At 67.0% G+C, this 22,134-nt stretch carries 22 protein-coding genes; 10 read left to right on the forward strand and 12 right to left on the reverse strand.

The window, feature by feature from the left end:
* The first annotated feature begins 42 nt into the window (after window positions 1–42).
* The 6 genes from OG203_RS36370 (at window position 43) to OG203_RS36395 (ending at window position 5,046) form a co-directional block, all read left to right on the forward strand.
* Window positions 43–1,131, forward strand: a complete 1,089-nt coding sequence (locus OG203_RS36370) for an SDR family oxidoreductase (RefSeq protein ID WP_405161727.1) — start codon at window positions 43–45, stop codon at window positions 1,129–1,131.
* The gene (locus tag OG203_RS36375; protein ID WP_405161728.1) at window positions 1,128–2,048 is read left to right on the forward strand and encodes a nucleoside-diphosphate kinase; all 921 of its coding nucleotides are present in this window, start codon (window positions 1,128–1,130) and stop codon (window positions 2,046–2,048) included. Before OG203_RS36370 ends, OG203_RS36375 begins: the two co-directional genes overlap by 4 nt.
* The gene (locus tag OG203_RS36380; protein WP_405161729.1) at window positions 2,045–3,031 is read left to right on the forward strand and encodes a ScbA/BarX family gamma-butyrolactone biosynthesis protein; all 987 of its coding nucleotides are present in this window, start codon (window positions 2,045–2,047) and stop codon (window positions 3,029–3,031) included. The genes OG203_RS36375 and OG203_RS36380 overlap by 4 nt, the downstream gene beginning before the upstream one ends.
* The gene (locus tag OG203_RS36385) at window positions 3,028–3,639 is read left to right on the forward strand and encodes a nitroreductase family protein (RefSeq protein ID WP_405161730.1); all 612 of its coding nucleotides are present in this window, start codon (window positions 3,028–3,030) and stop codon (window positions 3,637–3,639) included. The genes OG203_RS36380 and OG203_RS36385 overlap by 4 nt, the downstream gene beginning before the upstream one ends.
* Window positions 3,621–4,544 (forward strand): hypothetical protein, encoded by a 924-nt coding sequence (locus tag OG203_RS36390; RefSeq protein ID WP_405161731.1) that lies wholly within the window; start codon window positions 3,621–3,623, stop codon window positions 4,542–4,544. The genes OG203_RS36385 and OG203_RS36390 overlap by 19 nt, the downstream gene beginning before the upstream one ends.
* Before the next feature lie 157 nt (window positions 4,545–4,701).
* Window positions 4,702–5,046: a hypothetical protein gene (locus OG203_RS36395; RefSeq protein WP_405161732.1), complete on the forward strand. Its 345-nt coding sequence runs from the start codon at window positions 4,702–4,704 to the stop codon at window positions 5,044–5,046.
* Between the two features lie 47 nt (window positions 5,047–5,093).
* Here OG203_RS36395 and OG203_RS36400 read toward each other — a convergent pair whose 3' ends face one another.
* Window positions 5,094–5,918 carry a class I SAM-dependent methyltransferase gene (locus tag OG203_RS36400; RefSeq protein WP_405161733.1) on the reverse strand — a complete coding sequence of 275 codons (825 nt, stop codon included), beginning with the start codon at window positions 5,916–5,918 and terminating at the stop codon, window positions 5,094–5,096.
* Window positions 5,919–5,990: 72 nt separating this feature from the next.
* Between OG203_RS36400 and OG203_RS36405 the strand changes: the two genes are divergently transcribed.
* Window positions 5,991–6,581: a TetR/AcrR family transcriptional regulator gene (locus OG203_RS36405; RefSeq protein ID WP_405161734.1), complete on the forward strand. Its 591-nt coding sequence runs from the start codon at window positions 5,991–5,993 to the stop codon at window positions 6,579–6,581.
* Here the strand turns inward: OG203_RS36405 and OG203_RS36410 are convergent.
* The 3 genes from OG203_RS36410 to OG203_RS36420 form a co-directional block, all read right to left on the reverse strand.
* Window positions 6,578–7,672, reverse strand: coding sequence for a methyltransferase (locus OG203_RS36410; RefSeq protein ID WP_405161735.1), 1,095 nt, complete (start codon window positions 7,670–7,672; stop codon window positions 6,578–6,580). The two genes, OG203_RS36405 and OG203_RS36410, sit on opposite strands and share 4 nt — an antisense overlap.
* A gap of 98 nt (window positions 7,673–7,770) precedes the next feature.
* A complete protein-coding gene (locus OG203_RS36415) occupies window positions 7,771–8,298 on the reverse strand; it encodes a pyridoxamine 5'-phosphate oxidase family protein (protein ID WP_405161736.1) in 528 nt (175 codons plus the stop codon).
* A gap of 38 nt (window positions 8,299–8,336) precedes the next feature.
* Complete coding sequence (locus OG203_RS36420) at window positions 8,337–10,994, reverse strand: cytochrome P450 (protein WP_405161737.1); 2,658 nt, start codon at window positions 10,992–10,994, stop codon at window positions 8,337–8,339.
* On the opposite strand from OG203_RS36420, the gene OG203_RS36425 reads away from it, so the two are divergent.
* The 3 genes from OG203_RS36425 to OG203_RS36435 all read left to right on the forward strand — a co-directional run bounded on the left by OG203_RS36425 (window position 10,993) and on the right by OG203_RS36435 (window position 13,995).
* Complete coding sequence (locus OG203_RS36425) at window positions 10,993–12,273, forward strand: glycosyltransferase (protein ID WP_405161738.1); 1,281 nt, start codon at window positions 10,993–10,995, stop codon at window positions 12,271–12,273. The genes OG203_RS36420 and OG203_RS36425 overlap by 2 nt on opposite strands.
* Before the next feature lie 32 nt (window positions 12,274–12,305).
* Window positions 12,306–13,034, forward strand: a complete 729-nt coding sequence (locus tag OG203_RS36430; protein ID WP_405168118.1) for an ABC transporter permease — start codon at window positions 12,306–12,308, stop codon at window positions 13,032–13,034.
* A 79-nt stretch (window positions 13,035–13,113) separates the two neighbouring features.
* Complete coding sequence (locus OG203_RS36435) at window positions 13,114–13,995, forward strand: alpha/beta fold hydrolase (protein ID WP_405161739.1); 882 nt, start codon at window positions 13,114–13,116, stop codon at window positions 13,993–13,995.
* On the opposite strand, the gene OG203_RS36440 is transcribed toward OG203_RS36435, so the two are convergent.
* The 8 genes from OG203_RS36440 to OG203_RS36475 form a co-directional block, all read right to left on the reverse strand.
* Window positions 13,992–14,819, reverse strand: coding sequence for a MerR family transcriptional regulator (locus tag OG203_RS36440; protein WP_405161740.1), 828 nt, complete (start codon window positions 14,817–14,819; stop codon window positions 13,992–13,994). The two genes, OG203_RS36435 and OG203_RS36440, sit on opposite strands and share 4 nt — an antisense overlap.
* 42 nt (window positions 14,820–14,861) lie before the next feature.
* Window positions 14,862–16,364 carry a flavin-containing monooxygenase gene (locus OG203_RS36445; RefSeq protein WP_405161741.1) on the reverse strand — a complete coding sequence of 501 codons (1,503 nt, stop codon included), beginning with the start codon at window positions 16,362–16,364 and terminating at the stop codon, window positions 14,862–14,864.
* A gap of 5 nt (window positions 16,365–16,369) precedes the next feature.
* Window positions 16,370–17,290, reverse strand: a complete 921-nt coding sequence (locus OG203_RS36450) for a ferritin-like domain-containing protein (RefSeq protein WP_405168119.1) — start codon at window positions 17,288–17,290, stop codon at window positions 16,370–16,372.
* A 7-nt stretch (window positions 17,291–17,297) separates the two neighbouring features.
* Complete coding sequence (locus OG203_RS36455; protein ID WP_405161742.1) at window positions 17,298–18,203, reverse strand: SDR family NAD(P)-dependent oxidoreductase; 906 nt, start codon at window positions 18,201–18,203, stop codon at window positions 17,298–17,300.
* Window positions 18,204–18,205: 2 nt separating this feature from the next.
* The gene (locus OG203_RS36460; protein ID WP_405161743.1) at window positions 18,206–19,192 is read right to left on the reverse strand and encodes an alpha/beta hydrolase; all 987 of its coding nucleotides are present in this window, start codon (window positions 19,190–19,192) and stop codon (window positions 18,206–18,208) included.
* Window positions 19,193–19,326: 134 nt separating this feature from the next.
* A complete protein-coding gene (locus tag OG203_RS36465; protein ID WP_405161744.1) occupies window positions 19,327–19,683 on the reverse strand; it encodes a nuclear transport factor 2 family protein in 357 nt (118 codons plus the stop codon).
* A 142-nt stretch (window positions 19,684–19,825) separates the two neighbouring features.
* On the reverse strand, window positions 19,826–20,776 hold the full coding sequence (locus OG203_RS36470) for a D-isomer specific 2-hydroxyacid dehydrogenase family protein (protein ID WP_405161745.1): 951 nt from the start codon (window positions 20,774–20,776) through the stop codon (window positions 19,826–19,828).
* A 44-nt stretch (window positions 20,777–20,820) separates the two neighbouring features.
* Window positions 20,821–22,134 (reverse strand): RNA polymerase sigma factor, encoded by a 1,314-nt coding sequence (locus tag OG203_RS36475; protein WP_405161746.1) that lies wholly within the window; start codon window positions 22,132–22,134, stop codon window positions 20,821–20,823.

Here is a 22,134-nt window from a genome sequence, read left to right on the forward strand (position 1 = left end):
ACCCCTGTGCGGAACGGAGGCGAGCGTCAGCGTGGTGGCGTCATGAGCGCGCGCGACACCGTATTGGTAACCGGCGCAACAGGACTGGTCGGCGCGGAAGTGGTGGCCCGGTTGGCCGCCGCGAGCCGCCCGGTCGCCGCTGTGCTGCACAGCAATTCGGGCATAGTCCGCAACGACGGCACCGTCCTCGGCGCGGGTAGCCCGGTCGCCGGTGACATCCGCAGTCCCGGATTCGGGTTGTCCCAGCGTGATTCCGCCGACCTGTCCGCACGCGTCGGCATGATCGTGCATTGCGCGGCCACCACCGCCTTCGACGCCGCGGCAACGGACTACCACGAACTCAATGTGCTCGGCACCGCCAACGCGATCGCGCTCGCCCAGACCTGGGACGTCCCGCTCGTGCACGTCAGCACGGCGTACGTGTGCGGACGGCGCGGCGGCACCATCGCCGAGGACGAACTCGACACGGGCCAGACCTTCGGAAACGGCTACGAGGAGAGCAAGTTCCATGCCGAGCAGCTGGTGCGTGCGGCGGCCGATCAGGGCCTGCGCTGGGCGATCGTCCGGCCGGGCATCGTGACCGGGGCGAGCGGCACTGGCGTGATCCGCGAATACAAGAATCTCTACACCGTCGTCAAACTCATGGTCGAGGGCAAACTGCGGTCGCTGCCCGGCCGATACGACGCGACCCTCTCGCTGGCGCCGGTCGACCACGTCGCCGACGTAATCGCCGCGGCCGTACTGGATTTCGACTCGGCCACGCACCGCACCTTCCACGCGCTCGGCCAGGACACGCTGTCGCTGCGCGAGGTGTCCGACGTGCTCGCCGAATACCCCTCGTTCGAGGTCGCGACCTTCGTGCCCGCGGCGACGTTCCGCGAAGACGATCTCGGCGCCATCGAGCGCGAGTACTACCGGCGCATCGGTTCGCTCTACACCAGCTACTTCGAGCGCAAGGTCGTCTTCGACACGGCGAATGCCGAAGTGCTGCTCGGCAAACCAGCACCGCCGACCGGCAAGGAGTATCTGCGGGTGCTGCTGGACTACTGCCTGGAATCCGGCTACCTCGGCGTGCCACTAGCTTCGATCGAAGAGGTGCTGGCGGGCAATGATTTCGGGGCGGACCGGTGACCGCGCCGTTGCGCGAGCTGCTCGCCGCGCTGACGCCGCAGCAGGAAAAGGTCACTGCCTATGCCGCCGACACCTACCTACAGGAGACCGTCGACCAACTCGACCGCCTCGGCGTCGATGCCGCGAAGTTCGCCAGAGAACATTCGATGCTGCTGCTGAAACCGGACGCCATTGTGGCAAGGTCGATAGAGCCGACGCTGAAATGGTTGTCGGACAATGACTTCCGGGTCGTTTCGGCCTTCCGGATCACCGCCGACCGGCATTTCGCCCGCGCGCTGTGGTACTTCGCCTGGAACATCGCCTCGCCCGAACGCAGGCGCCTGGCCGACCTGCTCGTCGGCATCTCCGATGTGCTGGTGCTCGTCGTGCGCGGCGCGGACGCGGAACTGCCTGTCCCCGTGCGCCTTACCGAGGCCAAGGGCCCCACCGACCCACGTAAACGTAGGCCAGGCGAGCTGCGCTATCTGCTCGGCCGGCACAGCTATCTGCTGAATCTGGTGCATTCGCCCGACGATCCCGCCGATGTGCTGCGGGAGCTCGCCATCTACCTGGACGAGCACCGCCGGGCGACGGTGATCGCGGAGGCGGGTGCGGGTGCCAACCGCTCGTCCGACGCCCTCGCGATCGCGAACGACCTGTACGCGCGGACACCCGCGCGCAGCTTCGACCGTGCCGCTGCGACCGAGCGGATTCTGCGCGACCTCGAGGCGGCCGGTGCCACGGTCGCACCCGGTTTCGACGCACAGTCGGACGCGGACTGCGCGCGGCTGCTGTATTCCGCGTGGGCCGAGGCCAGGGAACTCGATCCGTGGTCGGTGATCGTGCTCGGGTCCTATGTACTCCCGATGCGGGTCGGCACGCAGCCGCAAACGCTGCGACCGGTGTCCGCGAAAGACTGGCTGGAGGAACGACCGTGACGGCGAACGTGGAAGCGGTGAAGACGGCGACCCATCTGCGCACGATCTCGCGCGCGCTGGCGCATCGGTGCGCGGTGTCCGAGGTGTTCGTCACCTCGCTGGACACCGTCGCCGAGGACGAGTTCGTGGTCGGTGCCCAATTACCAAGGATGCACGCCTATTACGGTGACCACACCGGGTCGCTCGCCCTGCGCCACGATCCGCTGCTGGTGATGGAGGCGGCCAGGCAGGCCGCCATCGCGCTCAGCCACGAGTTCTACGGCGTGCCCGCCGATATGGCGTTCATCGTGCGCACCTTCAACGGCACCGGCGCGGACACCGCGGCATGGGAAATCGGCACCGCCCCCGCAGATCTCGTGATGCGCGCGCGGGTACCGCGACGGCACGTGCGCGGCGAGACGGTGCACGGTCTGGACATGGTGCTCGAAATCGACTGTGGCGCCGAGTCGATGATGACCGTCGACGGTTCGTTTTCCTGGGTAACGGCGCGGCAATGGACCTCACTGCGCGACGCCTTCCGGAAAAGCCTTGGCCTAGGCGCATTTCTGGGTGCTTCGGCGCTCGCCGATCGCGCGGTCTCGGCCGAGGTCGGGCGGGAGAACTGGCGCAATGTCGTGATCGCCGCGCCGCAGCTGTCCGAGGCCACCGCACGCGCTGAGTTGGTTCCCGATCTCGGCCATCCGTTTCTGTTCGATCACCAGCTCGACCACGTTCCAGGCAGCCTGCTGATCGAGGCGTGCAGGCAGACCGCGCTGGCCATGGTGCTGCACCGCTCGCCCCGATTGGAATGCATCGGAAGCACTTTCGAGCGTTTCGTGGAACTGGACCGGCCCGCCGAGTGCGCCGCGGAGATCACCGGGCAGCAGGCCGATCGGACCGTGATCCACTGCGAGATCCGCCAGTCCGACGCGGTCGCGGCCGAGGTCGATCTCGAATTCGCCGACGACGAACTGGATTTCGAGGAAACGGAGGTCGAACTGTGACGGGCGCCGAACTGCTCACCACCACCCGATCGTTTCGTCGCCGCCTCGATCTCACGCGGCCGGTCGAGCGACAAGATCTACTGGAGTGTCTCGATATCGCGGTTCAGGCGCCGAGCGGTACCAATCGGCAGCCGTGGCGATTCGTCATCGTGCAGGACGGGGAAACCAAGCGGCGGATCGCGGAGTACTACCGGAAAGGCTTCGCCGCCAACCTGTCCGGGCGCACCCCGCGACCCGATCAGCTCGGCGATCTCGCCTCCGGCCGCTACCTCGCGGAGCATCTCGCCGAGGTACCCGCGCTCGTGCTCGTCTGCTCGCTCGGCCGGCTGCCGGAGTCCGCGCCGCCACTGCGGTTGGCGAGCTTCTATGGCTCGATCTATCCCGCGGTGTGGAACTTCATGCTCGCGCTGCGCGAGCGCGGGCTCGGATCGTGCCTGACGACAGCGCACCTGGCCTATGAACGTGAGGTCGCTGACCTGCTCGGTATCCCGTTCGATGAGGTGACCCAGGTGGCCATGGTCCCGGTCGCGCGGCTGTTGCCCGGCGGCGACGGGCCCGGGCGGCGTACTCCGGCCGCCGAGGTGACCAGGTGGGATCGGTGGGCGTGATCAACCCGCTGGTGTCGGCCGCGCGGATCGCCCGGTTCACCGCGGTGATGTACAAGCCGCACTACCTGCTGTACGGCGTGCTGTGGGTGCTTGCCCTCGAAGGCACGGCTTCCTTTGTCACGCAGCCGGATTCAGCGTGGCGGCCGACCGGAGCCACCGTGGTCCGGATTGTCGTCGTCGCGTTCGTGCTGCTGTATCTGCGGATGGTCGACGAGCAGAAGGATCTCGAATACGACCGCGTGCACAACCCGGACCGTCCGCTGGTGACCGGCGCGGTGAGTGGCGGCGAGCTGCGGGTCGCGATGGGGCTCATCGCGATCGGCGCCATCGCGGGCAGTCTCGCGCTCTCCGTGGGTTCCGCCGTAATGATCGCTGTCGCAATGGCTTACGGGCTGGTCCTGTGGGGTCTCGAGTGGTTGTACGCTACCGTGCGCACCAACATTCTGGTGAATCTTGTTGTCACCTATCCGGTGCAGCTGCTCGTCACCGGATACATCGTGGTCTCGGCGATCGACACCGGCGAGGTGCGCCCGCACTGGCAGGCCGCGGCGGTCGCCGGTATCTTCGCCGGTGCGTTCCTGCAGTTCGAATTCGCGAGAAAGACGTCGCGCGAACGGCGACCTGATGAGTTGCTGTACTCGAATGTGCTGGGTGCCAAGGGAAGTACTGTCGCATCGTTGCTCTGCGCGGTCGCCGCGGTGCTGTGCGATATCGGGTTGGTACAGCCATGGGACTACTCGCCGCCCGGCTCGCTCATTGCCTGGCTCCCCGCAGTGCTGTTGTTGATTCCCGCCTTCGGTGCCCTGAGGTTCCGAGACCGCGTTGCTTATCCCGCCCTTCCCGCTGTTGTCTTCATCCTCGCGCTCTACCTCACCCTGATCGGCCAGGCCCTGGCCTTGCCCTAGCCGAACTGGGCAAACGTTGGCTCCGCCCCGTCGTGTCCCGCGCGAGTGCGCCTCGTGTCTGATGGAATGGCGCAGGTAGGGACGTTTCACGCTGATGCGGCGGCCGGGCCGGTACCGGACTGATGGGTTGCCCAATCGCGCTGAGGAAAGGACTCATGTGAGAACCGTGCTGCGGCGAATCGTCGGAGGTGGCTGCCTGGTCGCGCTCGTCGGCGGCATCGTGATCGGGACGGCCGACCCGGCAACGGCCGACCCCGGGGCCTGCTTCGTCGACCGCGGCGTGACCGACGCCGTCGCGCTCTGCCACGAAGGCTACGGATCCTCGGTCCTGGAGGTCGAATGCCTCGGCATCAGCGTCCCGGCGACCCCCGACGCCCCGATCTTCGCCCCATACTCCGGCACCGATTCGGCCCCGGCCGCGGTCGGCCAGTCGATGCGCGCCTCGTGCATCACGAGCAGCGCGCTGGGCATCACCACCAAGGCATACGTGTCGCCCGCATAGTCACCACAAGGCTGTCCTGGAGCCAGGTCGGCGTCCTGTCGAGCACATCAGGTGGCGAGTCGTGCCGCCGTGACCATCACCGCGGTGTACTGCGCGACGAAGCTGCCGCCCATTTCGTCGATGGCGGCACCGAGGTCAGCCAGCACCTCGTCCAGCACGGCCCGCGGGAGTTGGGTGGCGGCGCCGGTGGTTGCCGAGAATTCCAGCCACTCGTCGCGGGTATACCGCTGCTCCCAATGGAATTGCCGCTGCTCAGGATCGCCGAAGGCGCCCGTTTCGCGGATGTTGTCGGCGGCCTTGTCGCCCCCCGCCACGTAGACCTGCACCGCGGCGGTCGCGAGCGTCTGGTTGACGGGGGAGTCGGGGAGCAGGCGACGGTAGACCTCGGCGAAGGCTTCCACGAGTTCGGGCGGTGGCTGCCCCACGTTCCAGAACAGGGCCAGCCGACCACCGGGTCGCAGCACCTCGGCCGCCTTGGCCGTGCCGACGACAGGATCCACCCAGTGCCATGATTGCCCGGCAACGACGATGTCGAAGGTGCGACCAGCGGGATCCCAAGTTTCCAAGGTGGACACCTCGACCTCGGTGCCGTCGCGTCGCGCGAATTCGGCCATGCGCGGATCGGGTTCGACGCCGAGTATCGTGCAGCCCGCCGCTCGGAACTGCCTGGCGACGATGCCGGTACCGATGCCGACGTCGAGGACGTCACGTCCCGGACTGGTGGCAAGGATCGATTGGACCATCGCCTCGGGATAGCGGGGTCGGGAGCGGTCGTAGCGCTCGGCGTCCACGCCGAACGACTCCGCGACATCGCGGGCTTGATGAGACTGTTGTCGCGGAACTGACGGTTGCTTCGACGGTACAGTGGGCATGCGCCCACTATAAGTGGGCATGTGCCCACTTAACAACCGATTCGGGCTGAACAACGTAAGGAGAAGTACCCGGTGCCAACAGGAGTGGCCCTGCGCGACGTGCGCGAGCAGCTATTCGACGCCGCCGAGCGCATCCTGCTTCAGGACGGTCCGAGCGCGCTGACCAGCCGCGCGGTCACCACCGAGGCGGGCTGCGCCAAGGGCGTGCTGCACCGGCACTTCGCCGACTTCGACGCCTTCCTCGCCGAACTCGTGCTCGACCGCATCGCACGGATCGACCACCAGGCCGCCGCACTGCGCGCGTCCGCGGGAACCGGCACCGTAGTCGGCAATCTCAGCGACGCGCTCACCGACGTGTTCGGGACCGTCGCCGTGGCGATCGTCAGCCTGGTCACCTTCCGAGATGAGTTGCGCGCCAGGCTGCGTCAGACCAGGCCGACCGGCGTTCCGCTGTTGGCGGAGGCTACGGCGATGATCGCTGCCTACCTCGGTGCCGAGCGAGAACAGGGACGCATCGTCGCGGCGGCCGACGTAGATGTGTTGGCGCCCACGCTGATCGGGGCAGGGCATCTGCTGTTCGCCGATCGCAAAGGCGCACCGCCGGAGGCCGGAGCCGTCAGCAGGGTGGTCACCACCGTCATCGACGGGGTGTTGACAACCTAAGCGGGCACAGCCTCGAGAATGTTGTCCGGCGAGACGGTCGGGACCACCCGATTCAGCGTGAATCCGAAGCGCGCCAAGAACTTTCGGTATTCATCGGCGGTGCGCTCACGGCCGCCGGTGTTCACCAGCATCTCTAGATCGATGAACTTGCCCGGGTGCGGGCGGGAGTTGTGCGGGATGACGAGTTCGATGATCAGCAGGCGGGCATCGGGTTTCATCGCCGCGCGGATGGTCGCGAGGATGCGGCCCGCGTCGTCCTCCGGCCAGTCGTGCAGGATGTGTTTGAGAATGTAGGCGTCGCCGCCCCGCGGGACCGTGTCGAAGAAGGACCCGCGCTCGACCCGGCATCGGTCGGCCAGTCCGAGATCGGCCAGCCGCCCGGCCGCCGACTCGGCCACCTCCGGCAGATCGAACAGGATGCCGTTGGATTGTGGTGCGCGGCACAGGATTTCGGCGAGTAACGTGCCCTCGCCGCCGCCGACATCGACGAGGGTGTCGAAGCGGGCGAAGTCGTATGCCGCGAGCAGCGGAGCGAGCCCGAGGCTGCCGATGCTGGTCATCGCGTTGTCGAACAGCGTGCCGAGCGTCCGGTCGGCCTGTGCGTGCTCGAAGAACGACATGCCGTGCAGCGCTTCGCCGACCGGCTTGCCGGTGCGGACCGCGTCGACCAGATGCGACCAGTTGTCCCGGTGGATCGAGGAGCCGAAGAACAGTGCCGCGTCGCGCAGCGAGACGTCGCTGTCACGCCGCAACGCGCTCGCCATCGGGGTGAGCGCGTACCTGCCGTCGCGGCGCCTGGTGAAGATGCCGTGCCCGATGAGCAGGCGCAGCAGGCGATGCAGCGCGTCCTCGTCGGCCCCGACCGTCTTGGCCAGCTCGGCGCCGCTGTGTGGACCGTCGGCGAGCGCATCGGCGATACCGAGTTCGGCGGCGGCATGGATCGCCTGCGACAACCACCCGGCGGCGAGCATTTCCATCACCGCGAGCTGCCCGGGAACGAGCTTGCGGTAGGCGACGGACAAGCCGTTGCGCACCAGCTCGACCGCGCGAACCAGCCCTGGCGGCGGCATTCTCGGGTGATCGGCTGCCACGGGGCGACTCCCATCCGCTCGACGGTTGGCACTTTGCGCCAATCAGCAGGGTACGGGCCCGCGGCGGGTTGCGCGCCGAAGCGGTGGTCGATGCCCGCTCAGAAACGCCAGCGGGTCGCGCCGCCCGGCTCCACCGTGCCGAGCGCCATCGCGGTGCTCGCGGTGATGCGGTAAACGTGCCACGGCGGCGGACCCGCGGACGGCGCGCTGTACGCGGCGGTGAGCGCCTGGCCGGTGTCGTCGACCGTGACCGGCCAGTCCTCGGCGTAGCGCGCGGCGATCTCGGCGACCGTGGCCGGATCGGTGACCTGCGTCGCCGTGCCGTTGACGGTGAGGTCGAACTCGTGCGCGGCGACGCTGATCGCGCAGCGCGGGTCGCGGGCGAGGTTGCGGCCCTTGCGGGTTCGCGCGCCGGTGGTGAACCAGAACGCGCCGTCGAGCCACAGCGCGCCGACGGCGGTCATGTGCGGGCTGCCGTCCGGGTTGATCGTGGTCAACCAGTAGGTGTGCCGGTTCGGGCCGCCGGTATCGGGGGCCTGGGGGAAGTTCGTGTCGAGCGTCTTCTGAATGTTTGCCCAATCGAGCTCCGGCAGCGCGTAGAGGTCAGCGAGATTCTTGGTGTCCATAGTTGTGCTGACGATACGACGGCGCGGAATTCATCGAATCAGAGTCGTTTATGCAAGACCACCGGCAGCCGGGACGGCGCGGCGACGAAATCGCGGTTCGACGGTTTCACCTGGTAGCCAGGGTCGGCTACCGGCTGCCAGCGGGCGAAGAGGGCGGCGGTGGCCAGGGTGATGGTCAGCAGGGCGAAGTTGTTGCCTGGGCAGTGCCGGAGGCCGACACCGAACGGCAGGATCGCCTTCTTGTCGATCTCCTCGGCGCGGCCGGGGAACCAGCGATCGGGGTCGAAGATTTCCGGGTCTGGATAGTAGTGCGCGCTGTGGTGGATCATGTACGGGCTGAACACGACCATGGCGCCGTCGGGGAGTGTGGTGCCGCCGAGGGTGACCGGGCCGTCCGCGGTGTGCGTGCTCACCCACGGTCCCCAGAACCGCAGGGTCTCCAGCACGACCTGTCGTAGGTAGGGCAGCTCTGCGACATGATCGGGGGTTACCGGGCCGTCGGCGACGAAATCGTCCAGCTCGCGGCGTAATTCGGTGGCGATATCCGGAGTGCGCATGATCTCGTGCCACACCCAGCCGAGGATGGACGCGGTCGAGCCGACACCGGCGGCGAGCATCAACAGCAGCTCATCGATGATCTCCTCGTCCGACAGTCGGGTGCCGGTCTCCGGGTCGCTGTGGCGCACCAGCGCGGAGAGCACATCGTGGAAATCGCGGTCGGCGCGGCGGTATTGGGCGACCACGGCGCCGATTTCGGCACGCAGCCGACGAGACTTGGTGGTGAACCGGCGATTCGCGATGACGCGCAGGCGGCGCACCGGCGGCGGCAACGCGGCACGCTGGATCACCTGGCCGAGCAGCCACGGGATGTTCTGCTGGACTTCCCGTTTCGCGTCCGCGCCGAATTCGGCGGTGAACAGGGTGGCGGAGATCGTGTCGAGGACGAGCCGGTGCGCCTCGTCGACCAGGTTCAGCTGTTGGCCCGGCCGTAGCGACTTCGACCACGCGTTCGCGAGATCGGCGGCGACCACGGCGTATTCGTTCAATCGGCGCTGCCGCAGCGCCGGCGCGATCATTCGGCGGCGCAGCTCGTGCGGCTTACCACTGAGCACGTTGGACGCGCCGCGAATCACCTCCTTGATCGCGTCGCGCAGCTCCTCGCGGTGGAATTCGCCTGCCTCGCCGAAACTCAGCTCGCGGATGAGGTCGGGGGTGGTGAGCACGTAGGCCGGTCGTGGCCCGAGATAGATCCGGACGATCGGGCCGACCTCGGCCAACGATGTCACGAACTTCAGGCCGTCGCGTAGCGCCAGCACGCTGTGGCCGAGCAGGGGAAGCCGTCCAGGGGCGGTCGGCACATTCGGAACAGACTGCGGCATAGCGGGTTTCGTACCTCCGACCAGGTCGGTATAGATCGAGAGGATCGCTTCGGTGAGGCGGGACTGCCGCGCGGAATCGGTCCGGTCGGTGAGGATCTTGCGCATCGGCGCCAATTGTTCTGGGTGATCGGCGAGTTCGCGCAGCGAATCGGCGATCGCTATCACCGACGGGTCGCGGGTACAGACGCCGCCGCCTTCGGGCACCGTCTCGGCCAGATCCGGATCGCAGTAGACGACGGGCAGCCGCATCGCCGCCGCCTCCAGCAGTGCCATGCCCTGAGTGTCGAAACCTGAAGAGGGGAAAAGCAATACGTCGTGTGTCGCCATCGCGGCAAGACAGTCCGCTTGGCTCGCGCCGCCGTGTAGTCGGACGCGGTCGCTCAGTCCGGCTGTTTCGATCGCCGCTTGTGCCCGCTCCCACAGGTCACCGGTGCCGTAGATGTCGAACGTGCAGTTCTCGACGAGTCGGACCGCCTCGATCGCTTCGAGTAGTCGTTTCTCACCGGACAGCCTGGCGCACCAGAGGATTCGCAGTGGACCGTTTCGTGTCGCACCCGGTTCTGGTACCTGTGCATGGTCGAGGAGTTCGTCGTCGATTCCGTTGGAGATCACCCGCAGCGGCCGAGTGAGCCCGTGCGCCAGGATCCGTTCGGCGAAGTGATCGGTCGGCACGATCACGCGATCGGCGGCCGCCGCCTGGGCGATCATCGTGCGCCAGGCGTGCCGCGCCGCTCGGGACTCGTTGGTGCGCGGCATATGTCCGCGATGGACGACGAACCGGCAGTGCAGGGCGCGCATGGTGAGCGCGGACAGGTACGGGACCGGCGAGGTGTTGGCGATGAAGACGTCGTCGCGGCTGTGCACGGTGTGGACGACGGGGATGCCGTTACGGCGGGCCGCGCGGAGTCCGGCGATGGCGACACCGTAGGTGGTCTGGGTGTGCACGACGTCGACCGGGCCGCGCTCGGCGAAGGCCGTGTCGATCAATCGGTTGTTCGCCGGAGTCGGCAACACCATGGCGAAACCGTTCACCATGACGCCCCCGAGTGCGGAAAGGACCACGATGTCGTGCTCCGGTTCGGTAGATTCCGGCGTGGGCGCGGTGAACACGGTGACGCGGTGGCCGAGCCGCTCGAGCCCGCGACGCTGGGCATGTACCGAGGTCTGGATCCCGCCGAGGGTCGCGGGATGGAAGTCCGTGAACAGCGCGACGTGCATGTCGACCACGGTACGGACATGTACACCGCGCGCACGCTGGAACAACGACGTGGCGTGACGGAGTGCGGGGATGCCCCCGCCGAGTACAGGAGCTGGCATGAGAGTGGCGATTCCGTTGACGGGCACCCGCGGCGACGTGCAACCGGCCGTGGCGCTCGGCCTCGAGCTGCGCAGGCGCGGCCACGACGTCATGCTCGGCGCGCCGCCGAACCTCATCGAGTTCGCCACCCGCACCGGCCTGTCCGCCGTCAGCTGCGGGCCGGACGTGCAGCAGCTCTACGCCTCCGACGAAGGACAGAAAGCGCTGGCCGCCGGCAGTAGCTTCCGGCTGATGCAACTGGTCGGCAAGCAGATGGCCGACTATGCCGAGCGGATGAACCGCGAGGTGATCGATGTGTGCGCTGGCGCGGACGTCATCGTGGCGACGATGCTCACCGAGGATCGGGCCGCGTCGGTCGCCGAGGCGATGCGGGTGCCGCTGGTCTCGTTGCACGGATTCCCGTGCCGGAACAACGCCGCGTACCCGTTCCCCGGCGCGCTGCCGTCGGACTGGCAACCGCCGGGCGTGGTCAATCGGGCCACCTGGTTACTCGCCGAGAACCTGCGCCGCATCGTCTTCATGCGGTATCTCAACCAGCTGCGCAAGGAGCTCGGCCTGCCGCGCTCGACCGCGAGCCCGGCCGCCGTGCTCGAACGCACGGGCGTGCCCGAGGTGCAGATCTATGATCCGGTCCTGGTGCCAGGCCTGGCGCAGGAGTGGGGTGCGCGTCGGCCGCTCGTGGGATTCCTCCCGTTGGAACGGACCGCGCGGGAGGCTCTCGGCGAGCTGGCCGCCGATCACGGCGAGGTGATCGCCTGGATCGCGGAGGATGCGCCGCCGGTGTATTTCGGCTTCGGCAGCATGCCCATTCGCGACACGCACGCCGTGCTCGCCATCGTCGAGCAGGTGTGCGAGCGCTTGGGTATCCGCGGGTTGGTCAGTGCGGGCTGGAGCGATCTGGCCGCCGCCGACGCCGAAACCGGTTCACGGGTCAAGGTTGTCGGCCCCGTCGCCCACGACATCGTCTTCCCGGTGTGTGCCGCCGCCGTTCATCACGGCGGTATCGGCACCACCTTCGAGAGCCTGCGTGCCGGTCTGCCGACGCTGGTCTGTTCGGTGTCGTTCGATCAGCCGATGTGGGGCGCCCAGGTCGAACGCCTCGGCGTCGGCGCGCATCTGAGTTTCCGCAAGCTCGACCGTGACCGACTGGAAGCGGGCGTACGGAAGCTGCTCGAGCCGGAGACCGCACAACGGGCGAAAGCCCTTGCGGGAGAGCTGCAATCGCATGCGGACGCGACGCCACGCACCGCCGATATTGTCGAGGCAGCCGCCGGGTGAGCCAACTAGCGGCTCTCGCCGATTCCGCCGTCATGTTCCGGCGCGCGGTCCGGCACACGCTACGCAGCCGAGACACACTGCTGATCTCGATGGTGCTTCCGGTACTGATCATGCTGCTGTTCGTGTACGTGTTCGGCGGCGCGATCCAGGTCGACGGTCCTTACATCGACTACGTGATTCCCGGAATCATCCTGCTGTGCACGGGATTCGGTGCGTCGATCACCGCTACCGCGGTAGCGACCGACCTGCGTACCGGCGCGGTGGATCGATTCCGGACCTTGCCGATGTTTCGGCAAGCGCTGCTGGCCGGGCATGTGGGGGAGGGCGTCGTGCGCAACCTGCTTGCCGTCGTCATTGTGCTCGTGATCGGCGTGATCCTGGGATTCCGCTCCAGCGCAGGCTTTTTCGCGTGGCTTGGCGCGCTCGCGGTGATCGTGCTCTTCGTCCATGCCATTACCTGGATAGCGGTCGCGTTGGGCCTGCTGGCGCAAAACCCCGAGGCCGCAGGCGGATTCACCTACGCCATCATGTTCATCCCGTACATCAGCAGCGCTTTCGTACCGACCGTCTCCATGCCGTCCTGGTTACGCGGCTTCGCCGAACACCAACCCGCGACCCCGGTGATCGATACGCTCCGCGCACTGCTCACCGGATCCGATTCAGCGAACAGCGCGGCGCTTGCGGTGGTCTGGTCCGTCGGCCTGTCTGTCCTCGGATACGCCTGCGCCACAGCACTCTTCGCCCGCCGATCCCGCAGCTGAACTGTGCGGCACGGCCGTTGGTGGTACGCCCATACCATTTATATGGTACGTTGATACCATCAAGATGGAAGGGGAGATCATGTCGAAGATCGGACGGTTCACCAGCGCCGAGGTGGAGGCCACCTATCAGCGGGCCTACGACACAATCGCGGCACAGTGGGCGGTGCCATCGATGGACATCGACGTCGAAACATCGTTCGGGACAACGAGAGTGCGTAAGTCGGGAACGGGGGAGGGCGCGCCGTTACTGCTGCTGCCCGGCATGGCGGGCAACTGCCTGTTCTGGGGTCCGTTCATCGAGGACCTGGCCCGCGATCGCGTCGTATACACCCCCGACATCATGGGGTGGGCTGGACGTTGTGTGCAGACCGCGCCGCTGCGTGACGATGCCGATGTCGCCAAGTGGGTAGCCGAGGTGATCAGTGGACTCGGGGAGGATCGCGTCCACCTCGCGGGCTACTCCCTCGGCGCCTGGATAGCGGCCGTGACCGCGGCCCATCGCTCCGACCGGCTGGCCAGCGTCAGCCTGCTCGAACCGACACCGGCCATCTTCGCCAGGCTGCGCTTGGGTCTGCTGTTCAAGTTCATTGTTGCCGGTTTCCGGCCTACCAGAGCGAAGATGGAGAAGTTCAACAAGTGGCTCACCCCCGGTATCGAGATGACCGATGACGAGTGGGTAATGGTGTTGGCGTGCTTGAAGTTCCGGCTCGCGCAGCCGTTGCCGCGCCCCCTCACCGACGAGCGGTTCGACGCCATCACCGCACCGCTACTGATTCTCTTCGGCGCCGATACGGTCATACATGATCCCGAGCAGGCGGCGAGTCGTGCCCGGCGCCACGTTCCCTCTGTCGATATCGAAAGCTATCCCGGCGTTGGACACGACCTGCTGTGGATGCTTCCGGAGCGGGTGATTCCCCGCCTCCTTGCCTTCGCGGACAAGAACGATCCAGTCCGGGTCTAACCGGAGTCGGGGCGCGAATCTGTCCGTGCGCGTTCACGTTCGGCGGCGGTGGCGAGGTAGTCGCCGAGCTCGTTGCGCAGAGTGACGTCGAGCGAACGGGCGAGGGTGGAGTGCACCGACGCTACGGCCAGTTCGCGCATCTTGCTCAACATCGTTGTGGTATCGGCGATTTCGGCGCTGGTGTCGGGGAGCCAGCCGGGGCCGTGTTCATCGACGATGTGCTGTTTGGCGGCGGTGATCATGATGTGGGTGATGTCATCGATGCGGTCGGCGACCTTGGCGTAGATCTCGATGAGGGTGCGCAATTCCAGGCCGTACTCGTGCAACTCGGCGAATGAGGTGAGCAGCTGGGTGTCGGTGAACACCACGGTGTCACCCTCGAGCCGGACCAGTTTCATCTCCCGCAGGCGGTCGACGAGCTCGTCCGCCTCGGCGCCGAGGATGGTGCCGATCAGCTCGCGCGGGACCTCGAACGTCTCGTCCTTGGCCCAGGACGCCGTCACCGCGTGCTGCAGGCCGAGCACCTCGGTGAGGTCCTTGCCGGTTTCCCAGCTGGTGATGAAATCGCCGATGTGCGCGGTGGTGAAACCGCGCTGCAACAGCGCGTCGATCAACCGCAGCCGCTCCAGGTGCGAGTTGTCGTAGATGCTGGCCCGGCCGTCCTTGCCGACGGGCGGGGGCAGCAGGCCGCGTTCCTGGTAGGCGCGCACATTGCGGGTGGTGGTGCCCGCGGCGCGCGCGAGGTCATCGATGCGGTACTCCATCGATTCCACCTCCTCGCCCACCACGGTGCCGGATTGCCGACGGCCGAACAGCACGGTCATTGATCGACCGAGTCTATCGCCAAGGCCGCCGGCACCGGTCATCTAGGAAACCGCCGCGATCCGGGGCTCACGAACATTGCGGTCCGCGGCGACGACCGTGTAGTCGGCGAGATCGACGGTCCGCAGCTGATTGACGTACTGCGTGGCGAACCCCGGGTACATGGTCGCGTTGAAACCGTCCTCGGTGAGATACCAGCTGCGGCAGCCCGAGTTCCAGGTGGTGCTGGTCAGCCTGCGCTGCATGCCCGCGTTGTAGCGATCCTGCCGGTCCTTCCTGACGTCGAGGACGCGCAGATCCTGCTTCAGGATGGTGCCGATGGCACTCACCAGGTAGTCGATCTGGGCCTCCATGTACACCAGCGCCGAGTTGTGGCCGGGTCCCGAGTTCGGGCCGAACGTGAGGAACATGTTCGGGTATCCCGACACCGCGACACTCTTGTAGGCGTACGCGCCGCCCGACCACTCGTCGGCGAGCACCCGGCCGTCCCGGCCGACGACCGGGATCGGGGTGCCGGTCTTTGACACGTCGAAGCCGGTCGCGAACACGATGCAATCGGCTTGGTGCTCAACGCCTTCCGCGGTCCGGATGCCGCGCTCGGAGAGCTTGGCGATGGGCCAGGTGATCAGCTTGCAGTTGTCCCGCTGCAGGGCAGGGTAGTAGTCGTCGGTCATCAGCAGGCGCTTGCAGCCCGCCCGGAAGTCCGGTGTGAGTTGGCGTCGCAGCCAGGGATCCTTGACCTGCCTGCGTAATTGGGCCTTCCCGACCAGCTCGACGACCCTGGTCAGCGGCGTGTTCCAGACGACGCCGAGCGCGACCGACTCGTGCCCGTAGAACCAGGCCTGCCGAGCCAGCTGCTCGGCGGCGGGCACCCGGCGATAGATCTCCTTGGTCACCGAGTTGGTGCGCCGGTTGACCCGGGGCAGCACCCAGCCCGGGGTGCGCTGAAAGACCTTGACCGAGGCCGCTTTATCGACAAGCTCGGGAATGATCTGCACCGCGCTGGCACCGGTGCCGACGACCGCGACCTTCTTGCCGGTGAAGTCGTAGTCGTGATCCCAACGGGCACTGTGGATCTTGTGTCCGGCGTACTCGTCTATGCCTCGGATGTTGGGAAAGCTGGCATTGGCCAGCGGCCCCGAGGCGAGCACCACCGCACGGGCCCGCACGGTCTCCCTGCCGTCGATCGTGATCTCCCACTGCCCGGCCGCTTCGTCGAAGACGATCCCGGTCACGTTGTGGCCGAACCGGAAATGCGGTCCGAGCCCGAACTCGGTCGCCATCGACTCGATGTAGCCGAGGATCTCGTTGCTGCCCGAGTAAGTGTGCGACCAGTCCGGATTCGGCGCGAAGCTGTAGGAGTACAGCCGCGACGGAATGTCGCACGCCGCACCGGGATAGGTGTTGTCGCGCCAGGTGCCGCCGATCGCGTCGCCGCGTTCGAAGATGGCGAAACCGTCGATCCCCTTCTGTTTCAAGCGAATCGCGGCGCCGATACCGGCGAACCCGCCGCCGATGATGGCGACGTCCAGTGTCTTGTCAGTCATATGTCTCATGCCGCCGGTTCGTAGGTGACTTCCTTGACCCAGGTCGGGTCCCTGCGCAACAGCGCCTTCGGCACCCTGGCGGTGATCTTCACCAGCGCGTCGGCGAACAGGTGGTACGGGTGGCCGCGGTCGATCACCCAGCCGCCCTGCATCTTCACCAGCTGATACATCGGCAGCCTGCGTGCGAATTCGCTCCGCTCACCGACATTGGCGTACCGCTTGAGCGCCGAGTACAGCTTCTCCTCGTCGACGCCCATCTCGACGATGTTGTCGCGCATCTTGTTCAGCAGCGGCACATAGCTCAACACGCCGATGATCAGCGACGGCTTCAGCCAACCGCCGACGAGATCGGTGGCAAGCTTGCGGATCTGTGCGTGGCCGAGCACATCCATCACCGCGAAATCGACGGCCAGATGCCGGGATTCGTCGTTATTGATCTTCTTGAAGACGTCCTGGCAGACCGGGTCGTGGATCTCGTCCATGATGAACTTGACCAGCGCGCCGTCCAGCGCGACCTCGAGCATCGGAATGACGGTGCCGAGGAACGACAGCGACATGCCGTCGGCGTACTTGTCCAGGAAGTCGATCACCAGCTTGACGTTCACGTTCGGCTGCGGGATCTCGTCGCCGTCGAGCATGCCCCAGCGCCGCATCAGCGCCAGTTCGGCATTCGCGTGCCGCTGCTCCTCGGCGTGGAAATAGCGGTAGATCTCGCGCAGCGTCTCGGTGGGCGCCTTCTTCGCCATGGCGGCGAAGCCGCGCGCGCCGACGTTCTCGATCCACATCAGGTCGGCCATGAACGGCTTGAGCTTGGCGTGCAGTTCGGGCGAGATCGTCTCGGCACCCGGTGCGTCCCAATCGATATCGGCAAGTGCCCACTGCCGGTCTTTGATCTTGGCGAGCATGTCGTCGAAGTCCATCGTGATGGCCATGTCAGACTCCTGTCTTGTCGGTGACCGAGGTGTGGTCGGTGGCGGGGGAGTTGTCCTGGGGCAGAACCCGATCCAGGAGGCCGAGGACATAGGTGTATTGGGCGGGGAAGTAGCGCTTGAGCCGCCAGACGACATGGGCGTCGAGCTGTGGCAGCACGTACAGCTGCCCGCGGTCGTGTGCGTCGAGGGTGGTGCTGGCGACGGATTCCGGGGAGAAGCCGGTCCAGCGCATGAGGGTGTCGGCAAGGCTCGCCGACTGCTGCGTGATCCGGCCGTCCTTGGCCACATTGGTTTTCACGAAGGTCGGGCACAGCACGGTGACCGCCACGCCGGTGCCGCTCAGCTCGGCCGCCATCGTCTCCGACAGCGACATCACACCCGCCTTGGACACGTTGTAGACGGCCATTGATGGCGCGGCGGCGAACCCGGCTGCTGAGGCGACGTTGATGATGCCGCCGCGACGTGCGGCCCGCAGCTGCGGGGTGAACACCTCGCACCCGTGCACCACGCCCCACAGGTTGATGCCGAGCGCCCACTCCCAGTCCTCGAATCCGACCTGGCCGACGCGCTTTCCGCCGATGCCGACGCCTGCGTTGTTGATGACCAGGCTGACCGGGCGTTCGAACAGCGATTCGGCAAAGCGCGCAAGGTTTTCCACGTCTTCGCGCTGGGCCACATCGCAGCGGAACGCGTGCGCGGTGCCTGGATGCTTGCGTTCGATCAGCGCGACGGTCTGGTCGGCGCGGGTCTCATCGATATCGGCGCAGATCACCTGCCCGCCGCGATCGGCGATCGCCAGCGCGAAGGCCCGGCCGATGCCGCTGCCTGCGCCGGTCACCACCGCTCGCGCGCCGTATGTGCGCCGCGGCCGATTGCCAAGGGGCAGCAGCTTTTCCAGTCCGAACATTGTCAGCTCACCTTCTCGGAGACAGTGCGGGCGGCCAGCGCGCCGCGCAGGAACTCGGCCGCGCGCGTCAGGGCCTGATCGGCTTCGGGCACCAGCGTCGGCAACGCCTGGAAGACGTGCACCTGGCCGGGCCATACCTCTAGGTCGCAGCTGCCGCCCGCGGTGCGCACCATCTCGCACAGCGCTCGCGCGTCGGCGCTGAGCATTTCGGTGCCGCCGACCTGAATCAGCATGGGCGGCAAGGACATACCTGTTGGCACGGTCAACCGAAGTCGGGGCGTGTCCTCGGGCAGGCCACGGGTGTACGCGCGCGGCATCCGGCTCGCCGCCTTGGCGGAAATGAGCGGATCACGGTGGCGCCGTTCCTGTTCGGCGGCCAGCCGCAGGGTGAGGTCGAACAGCGGCGAGAACATCGCAACGGCGGCTGGCTGCGGTAGGTGGCGGCGTTCGTTCTCGATGAGCAGGTCGAGCGCGAGGTGCCCGCCCGCCGAATCACCCGCGATGACAAGGTCATCGGCGGCGTAGCCGCGGTCGAGCAGCCAGCGGTAGCCCGCCTCGACATCGTCGGCGGCTGCCGGGAAGCGGTGTTCCGGGGCGAGTCGGTAATCGGTCAGGAAGACCGGGAGCCCGGTCTTGCGCGACAGCTGCGCGGCGAGCCCGCGATGGGTGCGCGCGGAGCAGATGACGTACCCGCTGCCGTGGATGTAGTAGATGGCGCGTTTGCCGAACGCGACGCCGGGCGCGCGGACCCATTCCCCGCGCACCGCCCCGGAACGCACCGGGGTGACGGCGGTACCGCGTGGCACCGGGCCGCCGACGGCCATGAAGGTGGCGACGAGCTTGCGGGCGAACCAGACTCCCGGGGCGTTCATCGGCACCGCGTTGTTCAGCGGCCGCAACCCGAGCTGGGTGGCCGCCGCGGCCAGGGTGGCCCGGGTGGAGGGTGTGGTCGGCACCTCGGGGAGCGAGGTCCTCGTTGACCTTGTCATGCGTTCAGAATCACCGATGAATGTGCCAGTTGTCAATGGCACATTTATTGCAGGCTGATCGCGATAGGGGCTGACCTGCGAAAACGACCGCGGCATCAGCTGGTGTGCTGGTGCCGCGGTCGTCGGGGGTTCGCTCAGGCAGCCGCGGGGACCTTGTCGAGGAAGCCGTACACAGTGGCGATCCGGCCGTCCTCGACGGTGGCCACGTCGAAGCCGACGACCAGCGCGGGGGACTCGGCGGGCCCGAGCTCCCAGGTGAACCGGACCTGGTCGTGGTGTGCGTCCACCGGACCGGCCAACCGGAACGTCCAGCCGGGGAATTGTGCTTGCGCGGCGGCGATTCCGGCGTCGATGGCGTCGTGCCCGGCCACCGCCATCAGCGGGTCGGTGTAGCTGGCGGTCTCGGTGAACACCCGGGCGACGGCGGCTTTGCGGTCGGCGGCGTCGGTGGTGTTCCAGGCTTCCAGGTACTGGGCGACGATGGTGTTCATGATGGCTCCTTCAGGGCTGTGGTCTGCGGTTTCGCTGTCTTCCTTGCTGACAGGAACTACGTTATGGCCGCAGGGGGTCGCCCCGAATCAGTCATCTATAGGTACTTTTCGCCGTCGTATACGTACGTCGGCGAGCCTCAGGTCAGTAGCCCTGGTCCGGATCGATCGGGGCGAGCAGGTCTTTGCCCGCCACGAAGCGCTGGACGTTGGCGCCGACGTGGTCGGCGAAGGCCGCGAGGCGCAACTGCGGCGGATTCGAATCATGCGGCGTCACAATGGCATTCGGCAGCACCCAGAGCGGGTGGCCGTCCGGCAACGGTTCCGGTTCGGTGACGTCGAGGCCCGCGCCCGCGATGGCGCCGGAGGCGAGCGCGGTGACCAGGGCGTCGGTGTCGATCAGGCTGCCGCGGGCGATATTGATGATCCACGAGGACGGCTTCAGCCGGGCGAGTACGTCCGCGTCGATGAGATGTTCGGTCGCTGCGGTGGCGGGGGCCGCGACAACCACGTGATCGGTGCGCGGCCACACCCGGGAGAGGTGGTCGGTAGAGATCGTCTCGATCGTGTCGGGAATACCGGGGCCGGTGACCGGGCGGCCGGACCGGTTGACCGCGATCACGTGCGCACCCAGCGGGGTGAGCATCGGAATCAGTGCCCGCCCGATGCCGCCCGCGCCGACGATGGTCACCGTCTTGCCGCGCAGCGAACCGATGTGCGGGAAGAAATCCTGCTGCCGCCAGCTGGCCGCGCGCAGCTGCTCGGGCAGATAACGCACCCCCGCCAGCAGCAACATCAGCGCGTGCTCGGCCACGCTCGCCGCGAAAGCGCCTGCGGCGGAAGTGAACTGGACCTTCGGGTGGGCGGCGATAACACCCGAGGTGAACCAGTCCTCGACACCGGCCGCGTGCAACTGCACCCACTCGAGCGTGTCAGGCAGCTCATCCGGAAACTGTCCCGGAGTCCCGGACCAGATCAGCCCCCGAGCCTCGTCGAGCCCGGTCACCGTCGCCCCGCTGTCCACAACCGTCTTCGCCAACAACGCGGGCGGCGGATCCGACGGCCCGATCGCTATCGCTACTGCCGGTCGGTTCATGGATAGACCTCCTTCAGAGCGGTACAGCGGATCGCAGGCACCCGTCAACAGCGCCGCAGCGACGTTATCACCGCATCCGGCCCAACTCGGCGCGGTATCGCCCCGGCCGTTGATGGACTGTCGGTGCCGCATTCGGCTAGCCGAGCCGCGAGGAACCGCTGCTCTGCAGCGTTGTCCGTGGACGCAAGCGCCGCCGAGTAGGCAGCACCGGCGTCGGCGCGTCGGCCAAGGCGCCGCAGCATGTCCGCCTTGGCGGCCGGGAGGTAGTGGTAGCCGTTCAATGCGCCGCTCTGTTCCAAGGCCTGAATTTCCGCCAGACCGGCAGCGGGACCGTCGAGCATCGATATCGATATCGCGCGGTTGAGCGCCACGACAGGCGAGGGCCAGGTCTCGAGGAGTTGGTCGTAGAGGGTGACGATCTGCGACCAATCAGTCTCGGCGAAACTCGGTGCCTGAGCGTGCAGGGCGGCAATGGCCGCTTGGAGCGTGAAACGACCAGGAGGGCCGCTGCGCAGCGAAGTAATGATCAGCTGGTGTCCCTCGTCGATCATGCCGCGATCCCACCGGCGACGGTCCTGTTGCTCGAGGGTGACCAGGTCACCGCGTGCGTCTGTGCGCCCGTCGTGACGCGCATGATTGACAAGCAGCAGCGCAAGCAGGCCGAGCACCTCGCCCTGATCGGGCAACAGCAGATACAACATTCGAGCCAGATCGATAGCCCGCTCGACGAGATCGATCCGGACGAGTTCGACTCCGGTACGCGCGGTATGCCCGCTGGTGTACAGCAGATGCACGACGGTCAGGACGGACTGGAGGCGCTGCGGCAGTTCGTTCGAATCGGGGATCCGGTAGGGAATTGCGGCGACGGCGATCTTCGTCTTCGCCCGGGTGATCCGCGCGGCCATAGTGGCGGTCGATACCAGGAATGCCTCGGCGATCTCCGCTGTGCTGACACCGCACACGAGCCGCAAGGTCAATGCCACCTGTGCCGCACGCATCAGCGCTGGATGACAGCAGGTGAAGATCAGCCGTAGCCGATCATCGGGGATGACGGCATCGTCGATGTCGGGCTGGCCGTCCTGGTCGACCAGCAACGGCAGTTTGCCCCGCAGAATCCGCTCGCGGTGCACGGCATTGAGGGCATTGCGCCGGGCCACGGTGGTGAGCCAGGCGCCCGGTTTGGCGGGGATGCCGGTCGACGTCCAGGTTCGCAACGCCGCGACATAGGCGTCCTGCACGCATTCCTCGGCCAGATCAAGGTCACGCGTGATCCGGACGGTCACGGCGAGAACCGTCGCCCATTCGCGGCGATGCGCATCGGCGACGGCCCGTTCCGCGAGCGTGGTTTCGTCGGACAC

Origin of the sequence: Nocardia sp. NBC_01499 (assembly GCF_045040275.1) — a bacterium.
Lineage (GTDB): Bacteria > Actinomycetota > Actinomycetes > Mycobacteriales > Mycobacteriaceae > Nocardia.

Coding starts and splice junctions, on each gene's coding strand:
- OG203_RS36370 (WP_405161727.1), top strand. CDS start 43: ATGAGCGCGCGCGACACCGTATTGGTAACCGGCGCAACAGGACTGGTC.
- OG203_RS36400 (WP_405161733.1), bottom strand. CDS start 5,918: ATGCCCACTGTACCGTCGAAGCAACCGTCAGTTCCGCGACAACAGTCT.
- OG203_RS36415 (WP_405161736.1), bottom strand. CDS start 8,298: ATGGACACCAAGAATCTCGCTGACCTCTACGCGCTGCCGGAGCTCGAT.
- OG203_RS36425 (WP_405161738.1), top strand. CDS start 10,993: ATGAGAGTGGCGATTCCGTTGACGGGCACCCGCGGCGACGTGCAACCG.
- OG203_RS36420 (WP_405161737.1), bottom strand. CDS start 10,994: ATGCCAGCTCCTGTACTCGGCGGGGGCATCCCCGCACTCCGTCACGCC.
- OG203_RS36430 (WP_405168118.1), top strand. CDS start 12,306: ATGTTCCGGCGCGCGGTCCGGCACACGCTACGCAGCCGAGACACACTG.
- OG203_RS36435 (WP_405161739.1), top strand. CDS start 13,114: ATGTCGAAGATCGGACGGTTCACCAGCGCCGAGGTGGAGGCCACCTAT.
- OG203_RS36440 (WP_405161740.1), bottom strand. CDS start 14,819: ATGACCGTGCTGTTCGGCCGTCGGCAATCCGGCACCGTGGTGGGCGAG.
- OG203_RS36445 (WP_405161741.1), bottom strand. CDS start 16,364: ATGACTGACAAGACACTGGACGTCGCCATCATCGGCGGCGGGTTCGCC.
- OG203_RS36455 (WP_405161742.1), bottom strand. CDS start 18,203: ATGTTCGGACTGGAAAAGCTGCTGCCCCTTGGCAATCGGCCGCGGCGC.
- OG203_RS36460 (WP_405161743.1), bottom strand. CDS start 19,192: ATGACAAGGTCAACGAGGACCTCGCTCCCCGAGGTGCCGACCACACCC.
- OG203_RS36465 (WP_405161744.1), bottom strand. CDS start 19,683: ATGAACACCATCGTCGCCCAGTACCTGGAAGCCTGGAACACCACCGAC.
- OG203_RS36470 (WP_405161745.1), bottom strand. CDS start 20,776: ATGAACCGACCGGCAGTAGCGATAGCGATCGGGCCGTCGGATCCGCCG.